The following is a 15,736-nucleotide window of genomic DNA, read 5'->3' on the forward strand; positions in this document are numbered from 1 at the left end:
CGCCGAACGGCCCGAGGAGATTCCGATGGACGATCTGTTCGCAGACGCACCCGTGCCCGTCCACGGCATCCGCACCGGCATCGGCGGCTGGACGTATCCGGAGTGGCGCGACAACTTCTATCCCAAGGGTCTCGTGCAGAAGCGCGAGCTCGAATACGCCAGCCGCCGGCTGACTGCGATCGAGATCAACGGCACCTTCTACGGCGCGCAGAAGCCGGCGACCTATGCGAAGTGGGGCAGCGAGACACCGCCGGGCTTCGTGTTCTCGCTCAAGGCGCCGCGCCACATCGTCGGTGCCCGCGCGCTGGCCGGCACCGCGAAGCAGATCGCGGGCTTCGTCGAAGGCGGCATCGCCGAACTCGGTGATCATCTCGGTCCGTTGCTGTGGCAGTTCGCGCCGCAGCGGCGTTTCGATGCCGAGGATGTCGAAGCCTTCCTCGACCTGCTGCCCGATGCGGTCGACGGTCTGTCGCTGCGCCACGTGGTCGAGGTGCGGCATCCCTCGTTCCAGAGCGAGGCGTGGCTGCGCCTGGCACGCGCGCGCGGCGTGGCGACGGTGTTCACCGATTCCGGCGATTACCCGTCCTTCGCCGACATCACCGGCGATTTCGTCTACGCCCGCCTGATGGCCAGCCGCGAGACCAGCGCCACGGGTTATCCGGGCCTGCAGCTCGACGCCTGGGCCAAGCGCGCGCTGCAGTGGGCCGCAGGGGCAGCGCCGTCCGACCTGCCGTATGCCGGGTCGCGCGACGCCGCGCCGGTCACCCCGCGCGACACCTTCGTGTTCTTCATCTCGGCGGCGAAAGAACGCAACCCCGCCGCAGCGATGGCGTTGCAGCAGCGGCTGCAGGCCGCCGCGTAACTCAGCCGTCGTCGCACTCAGCCTGCGCGCGACTGCGCGATCGCCGCGATCCGCGCCGTGCGCAGCGCTTCACCGATTGCGGGGCCGGTGATGCCCTCGGCGGCGATGTCGCGGGCGTTGACCGCGAGCGCGGCGGCGTGGGCGCGGCGCAGGATGTCGGCCTGCGGATAGGCATCGTCTGCACTGCCCAGGCGCCCGCGCTTGTCGCACTCGCAGACCAGTGCGAGCTGGTCGATGCGCGCGGGCTTGCGGAAGCCGTCGCAGCGGGCGATCAGGTCGTGCAGCGTGGCGTCGCGCAGTTCGGCGATGCGGTGCACGTTGAGGTGTTCGCGGCAGGCGACGATCGCGAGTTCGCGCTGCGCGGCGGGCACCTTGAGACGCGCGCACAGGGCCTCGAGCGGCGCGAGGCCGGCGTGTTCATGGCCGACGTGGCGTGGCAGCTTGTCCGCCGGCGTCAGCGCCTTGCCGAGGTCGTGGGTCAGCGCCGCGAAGCCGATCACCGCATCGCCGGGCGCGAGTCGCGCGGCCATGTCGACGACCAGTTCGATGTGTACGCCGGTGTCGACTTCGGGATGGAAGTCCGCACGCTGCGGCACGCCGTAGAGCGCATCGACTTCCGGCAGCACGACGGCGAGCGCGCCGCAGTCGTGCAGCGTGCGCAGGAACGCGGACGGGCGCGCCGACGCCAGCGCGCGCGACAGCTCCTGCCACACGCGCTCGGGCGTCAGCGTTTCGAGTTCGCCGGCTTCCACCATGCCGCGCATCAGCGCCATGGTCTCGTCGGCGACAGTGAAGCCGAGCGGGGCGAAGCGGGCCATGAAACGCGCGGCGCGCAGCACGCGCAGCGGATCTTCGGAGAAGGCATCGCCGACATGGCGCAGCACGCGCGCTTCGATGTCGCGCGCGCCGCCGTAAGGATCGACCAGCGTGCCGTCCGGCGCCTGCGCGATCGCGTTGATCGTGAAATCGCGGCGGCCGAGATCCTGTTCCAGCGTCACCGACGGATCGGCGTCGACGACGAAGCCGCGGTACCCGCGACCGGACTTGCGTTCCGTGCGTGCGAGCGCGTGTTCTTCCTGGGTCCTGGGATGCAGGAACACCGGAAAGTCGCGGCCGATCGCGCGGAAGCCCGCGGCTTCCATCGAGGCCTGGGTTTCGCCGACGACGACGTGGTCGCGGTCGCCGGCCGGTTGCCCGAGCAGGCGATCGCGGACCGCGCCGCCGACGAGGTAGATCTCCACCGTCGTCAGCCCGGGCAGGCAAAACGCTTGTTGCGCTGCGCCTCGGCGCCGCGCATGCGCGGTTCCAGCGGCGCGGCCTGGCCGTACATGCGCCAGTCGTAGAGCACGCTGAAGGCGAGCACGCGCGCGACGTACTCACGCGTTTCGCGATAGCTGATCGTCTCGATCCAGATGTCGGGATCCATGTCCGGGCGCTGCGCGAGCCAGCGGCCGGTCGGTGTCGGGCCTGCGTTGTACGCCGCGATGGCCACGTAGGGCAGTGTGTACATGTCCTTCTTCTCGCGCAGGTACGCGGTGCCGATCGCGACGTTCGTCGCCGGGTCGTACAGGCTGTCCGGGCCGCCGTAGGCGATGCCCAGGCGACGCGCGACCGCGGCACCGGTGGCCGGCATCACCTGCATCAGGCCGCGCGCATCGGCGGGCGAACGCGCATTGGGATTGAACGTGCTCTCGGCGCGGATTTCGGCTGCGACCCACGCGGGATCGAGGCCCTGCCGCTGCGATTCGCGTTCGATCAAGGCCTGCTGGGTCAGCGGGAAGCGCAGCGTGTACAGGCGCGTTTCTTCCGGCTGGCGACCGAGACCGAACACGCCGCGGTCGTACCAGCCGCTTTCCTGCGCGACCTGCACCGCGATGCGGCGCTGCGTGTCGTCGAAATTGCGCAGCGCGGCGGTCCATTCGCGCGTGGCCCAGCCGGGCCGGTCGATGCGATACAGCGCGAGCGCACGCGTCAGGCCCGGATCGGCAGCGATCTTAGCGCGTGCATCGTTCGACGGCGAGAAGTCGAGGGGGCACAGCGCGTAGGGCTGATCGACGCGATCGGCCGCCAGAAAGCCGTGGAAATCGGAATTCTTCGCGGCTTCGCGGAACAGCGGCGTGGCGCCGGCGCGATCGCCGGTGAGTTCGGTCGTGCGCGCCTGGAACCAGGTCCAGCGCGACTGGCCACGCTGTGTGGCGCCCATCTTCCTGATCGCAGTCAACGCGGCCTGCCAGTCCTTGCGCGCGAGTGCTTCGCGCACGCGCCATTCGTGCAGGCGGTCGTCGTAGGCACTCTCGGGCACGCGGTTGAGCAGGCGCGCCGAATCGGGCAGATACGACGCGACCGTCCACAGCGCAGCCTGGTACAGCACGCGGCCGTTCTCGGTCTCACCGAAGCCGAGCGCATCGGCCAGCGCCGGCAGCTGGCGTTCGGCGGCCAGCGGATCGGCCTTGGCGAACTTCGCCAGGCCGTGCGAGGCGACGAGGCGGCTGCGCGCGGTCTTCGGCCACTGCAGCGCTCGCGCGTGCGGCGCGGTCATGTACGCCGCGTAGTCCTCGGCGAGTGCCTGCTGGCCGCTGGAAAGGCCGCGCGCGACGCTGCGCATGACGCCGACGTCCTGCTCGGCGACGGCAAGATCGAACCGTTCCCAGCGCAGGTCGTCGCCGAGCCCGCCGCGTGCGGCCAGCGTCGCGAACGGCGCATCGCATTCGTTCGGCAGCGAACTGCCGCTGCTGCGCCACAGGGCCTGTGCGTCGCGGGTCCACTGCGCGTCGGTGGCGCCGGTGCGCGCACGCGCGTCGAGCTCGATGCAGCGCAGCGTCGCATTGGTCGTGCCGGGCACCCAGACCTCGCGCACCGCGGCCCATTCCTGGCGTGTGGCGAGCGCGCGCAACCAGCCTTCGCGGAACACTTCGGCGACCGGCGCGCCCTGATGGCGCGCAATGAAATCCCGACCCTGCGCGAGCGGCAGCGTGTCGAGATTGCGCCGCAGCGCGGCGAGTTCCAGCCACGCGCTGGCGGGATGCGACTGCATCGCCGGCGCGACCGGCTGGCCGCGTTCGGCCGCCAGCATCGCGGCGCGGAAGGCGGCGTCGTCGGCGGTCTGCGCGCAGGCCATGCCCGGCAACGCGAGTGCGAGCGCGGGCAGCAGGGCACGCAGCGCACGGGTGCGCAGCGGACGGAAGATCGGGAGCGTGTCGCGGCGGTTCTGCGGCATCGGCACAGGCATGTCGAGGGCGGCGGCCGACTATAGCGGAGGCGGGCTGAAGCGCCCTTCGCAGGCAGCGCTTGCGCGAAAGCAATCGTCTGCATCACCGACTGCGCATGCACAACGGCCGGAGCCGCCGGCGCCGACGCTTTAGAATTGGCGTCCCCAACCGCTTCCCGGCCCGCGCACATGATCACTCTCGGCACGCCCCTGTCTCCCTCCGCCACCCGCGTGCTGCTGCTCGGCTCGGGCGAACTGGGCAAGGAAGTGGCGATCGAGCTGCAGCGCTTCGGCGTCGAAGTGATCGCCGCCGACCGCTACGCCGATGCGCCGGCGATGCAGGTCGCGCATCGCAGCCACGTGCTCGACATGCTCGATCCGGCCGCGCTGCGCGCCCTGATCGCCAGGGAGCAGCCGCACCTCGTGGTGCCGGAGATCGAGGCGATCCACACCGACACGCTGGTCGCGCTGGAGCAGGACGGCCTCAAGGTCGTGCCGACCGCGCGCGCGACGCGCCTGACGATGGACCGCGAAGGCATCCGCCGCCTCGCCGCCGAAACGCTGGGCCTGCCGACGTCGCCGTACCGCTTCGTCGACACGCGCGAGGAGTACCGCGCCGCGATCGACGCCGTCGGCCTGCCGTGCGTGGTCAAGCCCGTGATGTCGTCGTCGGGCAAAGGCCAGAGCACGGTGCGCTCGGATGCCGACATCGACGCCGCGTGGGACTACGCGCAGACCGGCGGCCGCGCCGGTGCGGGGCGCTGCATCGTCGAGGGCTTCATCGATTTCGATTACGAGATCACCCTGCTGACCGTGCGCCACGCCGGCGGCACCGCGTTCTGCGCGCCGATCGGCCATGTGCAGATCGCCGGCGACTACCGCGAGAGCTGGCAGCCGCAGCCGATGTCGCCGGCCGCGCTGCAGCGCGCGCGCGACGTGGCGCGTGCGGTCACCGATGATCTCGGCGGCCGCGGCGTGTTCGGTGTGGAGCTGTTCGTCAAGGGCGACGCCGTGTGGTTCTCGGAAGTCTCGCCGCGTCCGCACGACACCGGTCTGGTGACGCTGGCCTCGCAGGACCTGAGCGAGTTCGCGCTGCATGCGCGCGCGATCCTCGGCCTGCCGATTCCGGTGGATGCGGACGACGTCGTGCAGCACGGCACCGCCGCGTCCTGTGCGCTGCTCGCGCAGGGCACGGGCGTGCCGGTGTTCTCGAACATCGACGCCGCGCTGCAGTCGCCCGACAGCGCGCTGCGCCTGTTCGGCAAGCCGCGCGTCGAAGGCCAGCGGCGCGTGGGCGTGACGCTCGCACGCGGGACCGATGTGGAGGCGGCGCGGGCGACGGCGCGCGAGTCGGCGGCTGCGATCACGATCGAGTGGGTTTGATTCTCCGCCTGGTGTTGGCCCTCTATCCCCGAGCGCAATGCAGCGCCTTCCCCCGCTCGCGGGGGAAGGTTGGGATGGGGGCAAGTGGTCCGTGTGCAGAGCTGCTTGATCGCGGGCAACTCTCCCAGCTGGATTCGAATGGTCCCCTCGATCTGATCGTTCGCCCCCACCCAACCCTTCCCCGTGCACGGGGGAGGGCTTCGCTTCTCCACCGCCCGCATATTCGGTCAGGTGCATCCTCATGCTGACCTGGTCGATGCTCTGCTTCCCGCTGCTCGGTGCCGTCGCCGGCGTGCTCGCCGGTCTGCTCGGCATCGGCGGCGGGCTGGTGCTGGTGACCGCGCTGGTGTGGCTGCTGCCGCTCTACGGCGTGCCGCAGGACGCGGCGATGCACACCGCGCTCGCGACCGCGCTTGCGAGCATCATCCTGACCGGGCTGTCGTCGGCGCGCGCGCATCATCTGCGGCGCAGCGTGTTGTGGCGCACGGTCGCGTGGATGGTGCCCGGCGTGATGCTCGGCGGCTGGATCGGCAGCTGGCTCGCGGTGCTGCTCGATGGCGATGTGCTGCGCTACTGCGTCGTCGGTTATTGCGCGGTCGTGGGCACGCAGTTGCTGCTGTCGCGCACGCCGCCGCCCGGTGGCGATGCGGTGGTGCCGACCGGTGTCGGTCTGTCGGGCGCGGGTGTCGGCATCGGCGCGCTGTCGTCGATCGTCGGCATCGGGGGCGGTGGCATGACGGTGCCGCTGCTGGTGTGGCTGGGCGTGTCGCCGGTGCGCGCGGTCGGCACCTCGTCGGCCTGCGGCGTGTTCGTCGCACTGGCGGCGGCTGCGGGCTACGCGCTGCAGGCGCCGGCGGACGTATTGCCCGGCGTGTCCTGGGGCTACGTGTATCTGCCGGGCGCGATCGGCATCGCGCTCGCGTCGGTCATCGTGGCGCCCTACGGCACGCGCCTCGCGCATGCGATCAGCGGCGCCGCGCTCAAGCGCGTGTTCGCCGTGTTCCTGTACTGCGTGGGCGCGAGCCTGCTGTTCCTGTGATTCCTTTCCTTCTTCCGTTGGACCGTCCATGACTGCTTCCGCACCGACCATTCCCGACTCCATCACCGCGCTGGCGCCGCAGATGACCGCGTGGCGCCACGAGATCCACGCATGGCCGGAACTCGGCTTCGAGGAAGTGAAGACCTCGGCGCTGGTCATCCGCGAGCTGCGCGCGCTCGGTCTGGATGTGCACACGGGCCTGGGCGGCACCGGCGTCGTCGCGGTGGTCGACAGCGGCGCGCCGGGCCTGTCGATCGGCCTGCGCGCCGACATGGACGCGCTGCCGATGGACGAGGTCGCCGACGCACGCGGCGAACTTCCGTACCGCTCGCAGCGTCCGGGTGTGGCGCATACCTGCGGGCATGACGGTCATACCTCCGCGTTGCTCGGCACGGCGCGGCATCTGGTCGCGCATCCGCCGGCCAGCGGCCGCGTGGTGCTCATTTTCCAGCCGGCCGAAGAGGGTGGGCGCGGCGCGATCCGGATGATCGAGGACGGCCTGTTCGCGCGCTGGCCCTGCGACGAGGTTTACGCCTTCCACAACATGCCGGCGCTCAAGACCGGCGAGGCCAGCGTGCGCAGCGGTGCCACGCTGCAGTCGCTGGCGGTGTTCGAGATCGCGATCGAGGGCGTCGGTGGACACGCCGCCGCGCCGCATCGTGCGAACGATCCGCTGCAGGTCGCCGCTCGGCTGGCCGTGGACATCGGCGCGATCGTCGGCCGCCACATCGATCCGATGGAAGCGGCGCTGATCAACGTCGGCTCGCTGCAGGCCGGCACCACGCACAACATCATCCCCTCGACCGCCACGCTCAGTGGCACGATCCGCTCGCTGTCGAAGGATGTGCACGACGAACTGCTCAAGCGCCTGCGTGCGCTGTGCGAGGGCCACGCGCAGATCTCCGGCTGCAGCATCGCGCTGGAAATTCCGCACTCGTGCCCGCCTTGCGTCAACGCACCGGAGCAAGCCGCGCTGGCGGCCGAGGCGATCGCCGACGTGCTCGGCGCGGATCAGGTGAAGACCGATCTGCGCGCGTATCCGTTCTCCGACGATTTCTCGTACATGCTCGAACAGTGGCCCGGCGCCTATCTGTTCCTCGGCATGGACAGCGCGATGTGCCACCACCCGACCTTCCGCTTCGACGACGGCCTGCTGCCGGTCGCCGCCGCGGTCTTCGACCGCATCGTGCGGCGTCGTCTGGGTTGAGCGGACGCGCCGCACTGCTGCGGCCCGACAGACCGGCGTAAGCTGTGCGCCGCGCCGCGGCCCATCGCGGCCGTCGACATCTCCACGCGAGTGCCCCATGTCCCAGCGCGACTGGGTGGCGCAGGCCATCCGCAAGATCGAAGCCGATTTCAACCGCTCGGCCGACACCCATCTGATTCCGCTGGCGCTGCCGGGCTTTCCGGGCATCGACGTCTATCTCAAGGACGAATCCAGCCATCCGACCGGCAGCCTCAAGCACCGGCTCGCGCGCTCGCTGTTCCTCTACGCGCTGGCCAATGGCTGGCTGCATGCGGGCAGCACGGTGGTCGAGGCGTCGAGCGGTTCGACCGCGGTCTCGGAAGCGTATTTCGCGCGCCTGCTGGGCCTGCCCTTCGTCGCGGTGATGCCGGCGTCGACGTCGCCGGAGAAGATCGCCGCGATCGAATTCCACGGTGGTCGCTGCCATCTGGTCCCCAGCGCCTGCGGCATCGGCGAGGCCTCGGTGCAGCTCGCGCGCGAGACCGGCGGCCACTTCATGGACCAGTTCACCTACGCCGAGCGGGCGACCGACTGGCGCGCGAACAACAACATCGCCGAGTCGATCTTCAAGCAGATGTCGCAGGAAGCGCATCCCGTTCCGCGCTGGATCGTCTGCAGCGCCGGCACCGGCGGCACCAGTGCGACGATCGGCCGCTACGCGAGCTACCGCGGCTACGACACGCGCGTGCTGTGCGCCGATCCCGAACATTCGGCGTTCTTCGCCCATTACGCGCGCTGCATCGACGGCGACACGTCCGGCGATGCCGACACCGTCGCGCCGTCGTCGCGCATCGAAGGCATCGGCCGTCCGCGCGCGGAGGCCAGTTTCATCCCCGGCTGTGTCGACGCGATGCTCAAGGTGCCCGACGCGCTGAGCCTCGCGGCGATGCGCTGGACCAATACGCGGCTGGGCCGGCGCGTCGGCGGCTCCACCGGCACCAACGTCATCGGCGTGCTGCACGTCGCGCATGCGATGCGCGCGGCCGGTCGCAGCGGTTCGATCGTCAGCATCCTGTGCGATGGCGGCGAGCGCTACGCGCACAGCTACTACAACCCCGACTGGTACGCGGCGCACGGGTTCGACATGGACGCGGCCGACACACGGGTGCGCGCAGTGGCCGAGCAGGCCGCGGCCTTGCCTGTGATGGTGACTGCCGGCGACGCCGTCGACTGACGGGCGCCCGTCAAGCTGGGGTTGACCCCAGGTGCGGGGAGGTTAAGGATTCGTTACAACGAATCGCCGGCGGCACAGGGGCACCGGCACGACCTTCCGCACCATTCGGAGTTGCACACATGACGATGCCTCGCCACCGCCTGGCTGCCGCAGTCCAGCTGTCGCTGCTGCTGGCGCTGCCCGCCGCCGCCAACGCCCAGGCCCCCGCGCCGCAGCCCGAGGCGCGCACGCTCGATACCGTCCAGGTCACCGGCTCGCGCATCCGCAAGGCGGAACTGGAAACCGCGGTGCCGGTGCAGGTGCTCACGCGCGAGGACATCGATCGCAGCGGCTTCACCTCCGTCGCCGACATCGTCCAGAACCTCACCGCCAGCGGCGCGGCGCTCAACACCAAGTTCAATTCCAGCGGCAACTTCGGCTTCCCGCCCGATGGCGGCGGCGTGGGCGCGGGCGCGGCGACCGTTGATCTGCGGCACCTCGGCGCCAAGCGCGTGCTGGTGCTGGTCGACGGCATCCGCTGGGTCAACGAGTCCTCCGCCTCGGGCGTCGGCTCGGCGGTCGATCTCAATACGATTCCGCTCGCGCTGATCGACCGCATCGAAGTGCTGGAAGACGGCGCCTCGTCGATCTACGGTTCCGACGCGATCGCCGGCGTGGTCAACATCATCACCAAGCGCGATGCCGAAGGCGGCACGCTCGACCTGCACTACGGCGAGTACGACGATCTCGGCGGCGCGACCTGGGGCGCAGACCTCGGCTGGGGCGGCAGCAGCGAACGCGCGCAGTGGTTCCTCGGCGCCTCTTACTACAAACAACGCGAAATCGCCTCGTCGAAGTTCGCCAACGCCAGCGTGCCGGTGCCCGGCACCGGGCTCGCGAACGGCAGCTCGGCGACGCCGCAGGGCCGCTTCGTGTTCCAGGATCCGAACACCGGGCAGTCGTTCAACCTGACGCCCAACGACGGCGCCACGTCGCCGTTCTACGACCCGTCCCAGACCGGCTGCACCCGCACCGACGACTTCCATTGTTTCGGTACCGCGGACCGCTACAACTTCGCGCCGAACAACCTGCTGCTGACCCCGTCGGAGCGCAAGTCGGTGTTCGGCCAGGTGCGCTTCGAGTTCACCCCGCAGGTCTCGGCCTACGCGCGCGTGCTCTACAACGAGCGCACTTCGGCCAACCAGGCCGCGCCCGAGCCGATCTTCCTCGGCACCGATGCCGGCGTGTACAACCCTTACGCCGAAAGCACGCTGACCATTTCCGCGCTCAATCCGTTCAACCCCTTCGGCTTCGACCTCACCACCGAGGGCGACAACCCGAACCTGTTCTTGCTCGCGCGGCGTCCGGTCGAAGGCGGCCCGCGTCGCTACCAGCAGGACGTCAAGACCTGGTACGCGGCCGGTGGTCTCGAGGGCACGTTCGGTGTCGGCGTGCGCACCTGGAACTGGGACGTGAATCTGGTGCGCAGCCAGAGCCGCGCCGAGCAGACCAATTCGGGCAGCTACAACATCCGCCGCATCAACGAAGCGCTGGGCGATCCGGCCGCGTGCGCGGCGATCGCCGGCTGCACGCCGCTGGACCTGTTCGGGGGCCCGGGCACGATCACCCCGCAGATGCTCGCCTTCATCCAGCCGATCGTCCGCGACGAGAGCAGCAACACGCTGACCCTGGCCTCGGCCAACGTCACCGGCGACCTGTTCGAGATGTGGGCCGGTCCGCTGGCCTTCGCCGCCGGCGTCGAATACCGCAAGTACGAAGGCAGCTACACGCCCGATCCGATCACCGTTGCCGGCGAGTACAACGGCGTGCCGTCGGGCATCACCCGCGGCGATTACGACGTCAACGAGGCCTATGCCGAGTTCAGCGTGCCGCTGATGCGCGACACCGTGTTCGGCGAAACGCTCGACCTCAGCATCGCCGGTCGTTACTCGGACTATTCGACCTTCGGCGGCGAGACCACCGGCAAGGTCGGCCTGCGCTGGCAGCCGGTCGACGAACTGCTGTTCCGCATGAGCTACGCCGAAGGCTTCCGCGCGCCGTCGATCGGCGAGCTCTACGGCACGCTGAGCCGCTTCGACGCGACCCTGGTCGATCCGTGTTCCGGTGCCGCCGTGCCGTCGCCGGCCTGCGCCGCGGACGGCGTGCCGCCGGGCTACGAGCAGACCAATTCGCAGATCTCGGTGGTGACGTCGGGCAATGCCGATCTCGAACCCGAGCGCAGCCGCAGCCTGATGATCGGCTCGGTGTGGAGCCCGTCGTTCGCCGACGAGGTGTGGTGGTCGGACCGTCTGGATCTCGGCGTCACCTTCTACCGCCACCACATCGACGATGCGATCCAGGCGCCCGATGCGCAGGCGATCCTCGAGCGTTGCATCGCCACGCGCGATCCGTTCTCCTGCGCGTCCTACGAGCGCAGCGACCGCGGCCAGATCATCCGCTTCGACGACATCCTCGCCAACCTCGGCACGATCAAGACCGACGGCTGGGATTTCACCGCCGCGTGGACGCTGCCCGAGCGCGACTGGGGCCGCCTGCGCTTCGACGCCAAGACCACGTGGGTCACGCGTTACGAACTGGCGAACGAGACCGGCGAACTCGAACCGCGCCGTCCGGGCGTTGAGGTCAACAACAGCGCGATTCCCGAATGGAGCGGCACCCTGGTCACCGACTGGACCCGCGGCCCGTGGTCGCTGGCGTGGACGGTCCGCTACATCGACAGCCTCGTCGAATCCTGCGGCGGCGCCAACGGCTTCCCGATCTGTGACGACAGCGACAACGATCTCAACGGCCTGGGTTCGACGACCTACCACGACCTGCAGCTGTCCTGGCGCAACACCGCCTGGCTCAAGGGCACGCGTCTGGCGCTGGGCGTCAACAACGTGACCGGCAAGGAACCGCCGGTGTGCCTGAGCTGCAGCCTCAACGGCTACGACGCCTCGACCTACGACCTGCCGGGCCGCTTCATCTACGCGCGGTTGGGCATCGATTTCTGATCGGGTTCGCACGTCGCTGAAACCGGCAGATCGGCGCGACGCGATCTGCCGGAGTGCGCCATCAAGCCCTCTCCCGGTTCAACCGGGGAGGGCTTTTTGCATGCACAGGATGGGTCGAGCGCAGCGAAACCCATCGTCGCCATCCAGTACCGTCGCGCTCTGGTCGCGCGCTGCAGCCCAAGAAGCCCCTCTCCCTCTGGGAGAGGGGTTGGGGTGAGGGCAGCAGGTCGCGCGGTGCACGGTCAGCGCGATCTCGATTCCGATCTGTGTCATCCAGAGCGGAACGATGGCAATGACGGGTGTCGCTGCGCTCTATCCATCCTACGAAGCGCGATGCACCCTCAACGCCGCAGCGCGATCTCGGGCACCTGCAGTTCGGTCGACAGCGCCAGATGGTCCGAGAACGCGGCCGGCAACGCCTTCATGTCCGCGCACTTGAGATGGCCGGTGACCAGGATGTGGTCGATCGCGCGCTGCGGGCGCCAGCTGGGGAAGGTGTGCACCGCGCACGCCGGCGGCTGCAGGCCGGTCTGGCGATAGAGCACCGACATCTCCGGGCGGTCGGAGGTGCAGTTGAAGTCGCCCATCAGCACCGCGTGCGGGTGATCGGCCAGGACTTCGGCGATGAAGGACAGCTGCGACAGCCGCGACTGCGCGCCCAGCGACAGATGCGCCACCGCGACCACCAGGCCCTCGTCGCCTTCGCCGAAACGGCTCAGCAGCACGCCGCGGCCGGAGATGCGGCCGGGCAGGGCGTGGTTGACGACCTCGATCGGTTCCAGCCGGCTCAGCAGGCCGTTGGCGCTGGATGCGACCGCACCCACGCGCCGGTTCGGCTGGTGGGTCCAGTACTCGAAGCCGCCGCGTTCGGCGAGGTAATGCGTCTGGTTGGTGAAACCGGAACGCCAGCTGCCCGGATCGGCTTCCTGCAGACCCACGATGTCGTGTGTGCCGGCGAGCGTGGCGATGGCGTCGAGCGCTGTGCGCTTGCCGGCCGGCAGCACGTGGGACCAGCTGCGCGTCGCGTAGTCGCTGTAGCGACGCGTGCTGGAGCCGGCCTGGATGTTCGCGCTCAGCAGCTTGAGCGTGCGCGATGCCCCGGCGGGCTGCGGATCGGAGTTGTTCACAACGTCGGACGCTTACTGCGCCGCGCGCTCCATGGCGACCAGGTGGTCGGTGATGCGCAGGATGTCTTCCAGCGACTTGCCGCCGATCACGCGGTACTTGCCGTTGACGATGATCGTCGGCGTGGCATTGACGCCGCTGCGGACGGCGAACTGGCGGGCGCGGCCGAGGTTGGCGTTGACCGCGAAGCTCTGCATCGTGCTGGTGAAGCGCTGCTGGTCGATGCCCAGCGTGCCGTAGAACGCGGCGATCGCGGCGGCGTCGGCGTTCGGACGCAGCTTCTTCTCGAGGTGGATCGCGTTGAACGTGGCGTCGTGGGTGCGCGCGAGCGTACCCATCGTCTCGGACGCGAAGAAGGCGCGCGGGAAGGCGTCGTTCTCGTCGAACACGGCCGGCAGCGCGACAAAGTTCACGTCGCCCGGCAGGCGCGCCTTCCATGCGTTGACCAGCGGTTCGAACGCGGCGCAGTGACCGCACCAGTAGGCGAACACCTCGGCCACTTCGATCTCGCCCGAGGCGTTGGCGAACGGCTGGCCGCCCTGGATCTCGACGTAATCGGTACCGGCGACCGGGGCCGCGCCCTGCGGCGCGACGACGGGATTGCTGTTGGCGGCGGGCGCCTCGGCCTGCGGATCGGTCGGCGCGGCAGCATCGCCGACCGGCGCGGCATCGGCAGCAGGCGCCGCGGGTGCGGTCTGTGCCGGCGTCGTGGCCGTCGCGTCAGGCGCGGCGGCAGGATCGGGCTGCTGGCTGCAGGCCATGAGCAGGACGGGCGCGAGCATCAGGAGCAGGGTGTGGCGGATCTTCATGGTGTCTCTCTCGAAGGAATTCGTTCGATGGGCGGTGCGTGTCAGCGCTGGGCGCGTTCGCGTTCGCGTTCGCGTGCGATCAGCTGGTCGGCGATCACCAGCAGATCCTCCAGCCGCCGTCCCATCACCCGGTAACGGCCGTTGATGATGAGCGTGGGCGTGCCCTCCACGCCACTGCGCACTGCGAACGCCCGCGCGGCGTTCAGCTTTTCGTCGGTCGCCGGACTCGCCATCGCTGCCGCGAAACGGGCCTGCGAGCGCGCGCCCTGGGTGACGTAGAACGCCGCGATCGCATCGATGCTCGCACCGCTGCGCGGCAGGACCGATGTTTCGTGGACAGCCGAGAACACCGCGTGATGGCTGCGCGCATCGATGCGCTGGGCCTGGGCGACGAAGAAGCCGCGGGCGAAGTTGTCGCCGGCCGAGAACGCCGCCGGCAGATAGGTGAAGCGCACGTCGCGCGGCGCCTTCGCGCGCCAGGCATCGACCTGCTTCTGGAAATGGAAGCAGTGCACGCAGCCGTAGGAGAAGATCTCGACGACCTCGATCTTGCCGTCCAGCGGCTGCCAGGGCTGGCCGTCGGGGATCAGGGCGTAGTCGAGGCCTTCGACCGGGGCGGCCGTCTGCGCAGCCGCCGGCAGCCAGGCGGATGCGGCGAGCACGGCGATCGCGAACAGGTGGCGCCAGGCGCGGGGCGGGGACGGCATCGTCGGGTCACTCCGGAATGCGGACGCCGTGCAGGCGTCGGCCCGGGCGCGAGGAGCGCGGGGGCCGCCATCGGCACGGCGAAGAAAAGGGATGTGCGGGTTCAAATCGACAGGGTGCCGGATGCCGGCACCGGGCCGTGCATCACGGCGTTTCGGGCGCCGGTGCGGGCGCGGGCTCGGCGGCAGGCGCCGGCTCCGCGGCTTCGAGCGCTTCGTCGGCGGTCGCATCGGTCGCCGGGACGGCCTGCTCTTCGGCGGGCACCGCCGGCGCCGGCATCGACGCGGCCTGGGCTTCGATCGCGGCCAGCATCGCCGGGTCCGGACGTGCATGCAGGCCCTGCATGTAGCTCGATACCGCTTCGATCTCTTCGTCGGTCAGCGACTTGGCGACCGCGGCCATGACGTTGAACAGATGCTTGTCGTCTTCGCTGGTCTGGCCTTCGCGATAGGCGTAGAGACGACCCGAGCTGTACCAGGCCTGCTGGCCACCGACGTGCGGATACGCCGGGCCGGGATTGCCGCTGCCCGCCGGGCCGTGGCAGGCCATGCAGGCCGGAATGCCGCGCTCGGTATCGCCGCTGCGGAACAGCTTCTGGCCCACCTCGAAGAACTTCATGCCCTTGTAGGGGCCGGCCTCGACCACCGCATCGTCGGCGATGCCGGCGCCGCTGGTCTGCTGGGCGAAGTGCGCGCCGAGATCGCGCATGTCCTGCGCGCTGAGCGGCATCGCGAACGGCTGCATGACCGCGTTGACGCGCTCGCCGCTCTTGAACAGCGCGAGCTGGCGGGCCATGTAGCGCTCGCTCTGGCCGGCGATGCGCGGGTAGAGGCTGGGGTCGGCGTCGGCGTTGCCGTCGAGGCCGTGGCACGCGGCGCAGGCGCCGGCGAGCTGGGCACCCTTCTGTGGATCCCCGTGCGTGGTCTTGGCGAGTTCCGCGACGGCGTTGTCGTCCAGGTCACGTGTTTCCACTGCCGGCGCGTCCGGCAACGGCTGCACGGTGGACTGCGCGAACGCGACGGCGCCCACGGCAATGACTACAAGACCGGCGATACCAATGGCGCGAGCGTGGCGCATTGCTGGGCTCCGAGATCTTTCAACGCCGGTCCGACAGGTGCCGGCCGCGAGTCTCCGGATTATGTTGGCCCGCACCGGGCGGGTCAAACCGCGCGGGCAAGCCGGCGCCGGTCGT

The 15,736-nt window shown here is 69.9% G+C and carries 12 protein-coding genes; 6 read left to right on the plus strand and 6 right to left on the minus strand.

The genetic code is table 11. The annotated features are described in order from the left end of the window. Positions 1–25: 25 nt before the first annotated feature. The gene (locus V3391_RS13995; protein WP_332079057.1) at positions 26–862 is read left to right on the plus strand and encodes a DUF72 domain-containing protein; all 837 of its coding nucleotides are present in this window, start codon (positions 26–28) and stop codon (positions 860–862) included. A gap of 17 nt (positions 863–879) precedes the next feature. On the opposite strand, the gene V3391_RS14000 is transcribed toward V3391_RS13995, so the two are convergent. Together V3391_RS14000 and V3391_RS14005 are read right to left on the minus strand one after the other, a co-directional pair. After that, positions 880–2,103 (minus strand): multifunctional CCA addition/repair protein, encoded by a 1,224-nt coding sequence (locus tag V3391_RS14000; protein ID WP_332079058.1) that lies wholly within the window; start codon positions 2,101–2,103, stop codon positions 880–882. 5 nt (positions 2,104–2,108) lie between these two features. Further along, positions 2,109–4,079, minus strand: a complete 1,971-nt coding sequence (locus V3391_RS14005; RefSeq protein WP_425497263.1) for a lytic transglycosylase domain-containing protein — start codon at positions 4,077–4,079, stop codon at positions 2,109–2,111. Between the two features lie 180 nt (positions 4,080–4,259). On the opposite strand from V3391_RS14005, the gene purT reads away from it, so the two are divergent. From purT to V3391_RS14030, 5 genes are all read left to right on the plus strand, one after another. Beyond that, positions 4,260–5,453, plus strand: a complete 1,194-nt coding sequence (gene purT, locus V3391_RS14010) for a formate-dependent phosphoribosylglycinamide formyltransferase (RefSeq protein ID WP_332079059.1) — start codon at positions 4,260–4,262, stop codon at positions 5,451–5,453. A 241-nt stretch (positions 5,454–5,694) separates the two neighbouring features. After that, positions 5,695–6,492 carry a sulfite exporter TauE/SafE family protein gene (locus V3391_RS14015; RefSeq protein ID WP_332079060.1) on the plus strand — a complete coding sequence of 266 codons (798 nt, stop codon included), beginning with the start codon at positions 5,695–5,697 and terminating at the stop codon, positions 6,490–6,492. A gap of 28 nt (positions 6,493–6,520) precedes the next feature. Then, entirely contained in the window at positions 6,521–7,699 is a 1,179-nt protein-coding gene (locus tag V3391_RS14020) for an amidohydrolase (protein WP_332079061.1), read from the plus strand. A 97-nt stretch (positions 7,700–7,796) separates the two neighbouring features. Continuing rightward, on the plus strand, positions 7,797–8,912 hold the full coding sequence (locus tag V3391_RS14025; RefSeq protein WP_332079062.1) for a PLP-dependent cysteine synthase family protein: 1,116 nt from the start codon (positions 7,797–7,799) through the stop codon (positions 8,910–8,912). A 119-nt stretch (positions 8,913–9,031) separates the two neighbouring features. Beyond that, on the plus strand, positions 9,032–11,905 hold the full coding sequence (locus V3391_RS14030) for a TonB-dependent receptor plug domain-containing protein (RefSeq protein WP_332079063.1): 2,874 nt from the start codon (positions 9,032–9,034) through the stop codon (positions 11,903–11,905). A gap of 341 nt (positions 11,906–12,246) precedes the next feature. On the opposite strand, the gene V3391_RS14035 is transcribed toward V3391_RS14030, so the two are convergent. The 4 genes from V3391_RS14035 to V3391_RS14050 all read right to left on the minus strand — a co-directional run bounded on the left by V3391_RS14035 (position 12,247) and on the right by V3391_RS14050 (position 15,621). After that, the gene (locus V3391_RS14035) at positions 12,247–13,032 is read right to left on the minus strand and encodes an endonuclease/exonuclease/phosphatase family protein (protein WP_332079064.1); all 786 of its coding nucleotides are present in this window, start codon (positions 13,030–13,032) and stop codon (positions 12,247–12,249) included. A 12-nt stretch (positions 13,033–13,044) separates the two neighbouring features. Continuing rightward, complete coding sequence (locus V3391_RS14040) at positions 13,045–13,839, minus strand: thiol:disulfide interchange protein DsbA/DsbL (protein WP_332079065.1); 795 nt, start codon at positions 13,837–13,839, stop codon at positions 13,045–13,047. Between the two features lie 41 nt (positions 13,840–13,880). Then, positions 13,881–14,546 (minus strand): thiol:disulfide interchange protein DsbA/DsbL, encoded by a 666-nt coding sequence (locus V3391_RS14045; RefSeq protein ID WP_332079066.1) that lies wholly within the window; start codon positions 14,544–14,546, stop codon positions 13,881–13,883. 142 nt (positions 14,547–14,688) lie between these two features. Further along, positions 14,689–15,621: a c-type cytochrome gene (locus V3391_RS14050; protein ID WP_425497264.1), complete on the minus strand. Its 933-nt coding sequence runs from the start codon at positions 15,619–15,621 to the stop codon at positions 14,689–14,691. Positions 15,622–15,736 lie beyond the last annotated feature (115 nt).

Origin of the sequence: Luteimonas flava (assembly GCF_036584485.1) — a bacterium.
In the GTDB taxonomy this organism is placed as follows: domain Bacteria; phylum Pseudomonadota; class Gammaproteobacteria; order Xanthomonadales; family Xanthomonadaceae; genus Luteimonas; species Luteimonas flava.

Excerpts from the sequence above, each read along its gene's own strand:
- V3391_RS13995 (WP_332079057.1), top strand. The coding sequence starts at position 26 with ATGGACGATCTGTTCGCAGACGCACCCGTGCCCGTCCACGGCATCCGC.
- V3391_RS14005 (WP_425497263.1), bottom strand. The coding sequence starts at position 4,079 with ATGCCGCAGAACCGCCGCGACACGCTCCCGATCTTCCGTCCGCTGCGC.
- purT (WP_332079059.1), top strand. The coding sequence starts at position 4,260 with ATGATCACTCTCGGCACGCCCCTGTCTCCCTCCGCCACCCGCGTGCTG.
- V3391_RS14015 (WP_332079060.1), top strand. The coding sequence starts at position 5,695 with ATGCTGACCTGGTCGATGCTCTGCTTCCCGCTGCTCGGTGCCGTCGCC.
- V3391_RS14020 (WP_332079061.1), top strand. The coding sequence starts at position 6,521 with ATGACTGCTTCCGCACCGACCATTCCCGACTCCATCACCGCGCTGGCG.
- V3391_RS14025 (WP_332079062.1), top strand. The coding sequence starts at position 7,797 with ATGTCCCAGCGCGACTGGGTGGCGCAGGCCATCCGCAAGATCGAAGCC.
- V3391_RS14030 (WP_332079063.1), top strand. The coding sequence starts at position 9,032 with ATGACGATGCCTCGCCACCGCCTGGCTGCCGCAGTCCAGCTGTCGCTG.
- V3391_RS14040 (WP_332079065.1), bottom strand. The coding sequence starts at position 13,839 with ATGAAGATCCGCCACACCCTGCTCCTGATGCTCGCGCCCGTCCTGCTC.
- V3391_RS14045 (WP_332079066.1), bottom strand. The coding sequence starts at position 14,546 with ATGCCGTCCCCGCCCCGCGCCTGGCGCCACCTGTTCGCGATCGCCGTG.
- V3391_RS14050 (WP_425497264.1), bottom strand. The coding sequence starts at position 15,621 with ATGCGCCACGCTCGCGCCATTGGTATCGCCGGTCTTGTAGTCATTGCC.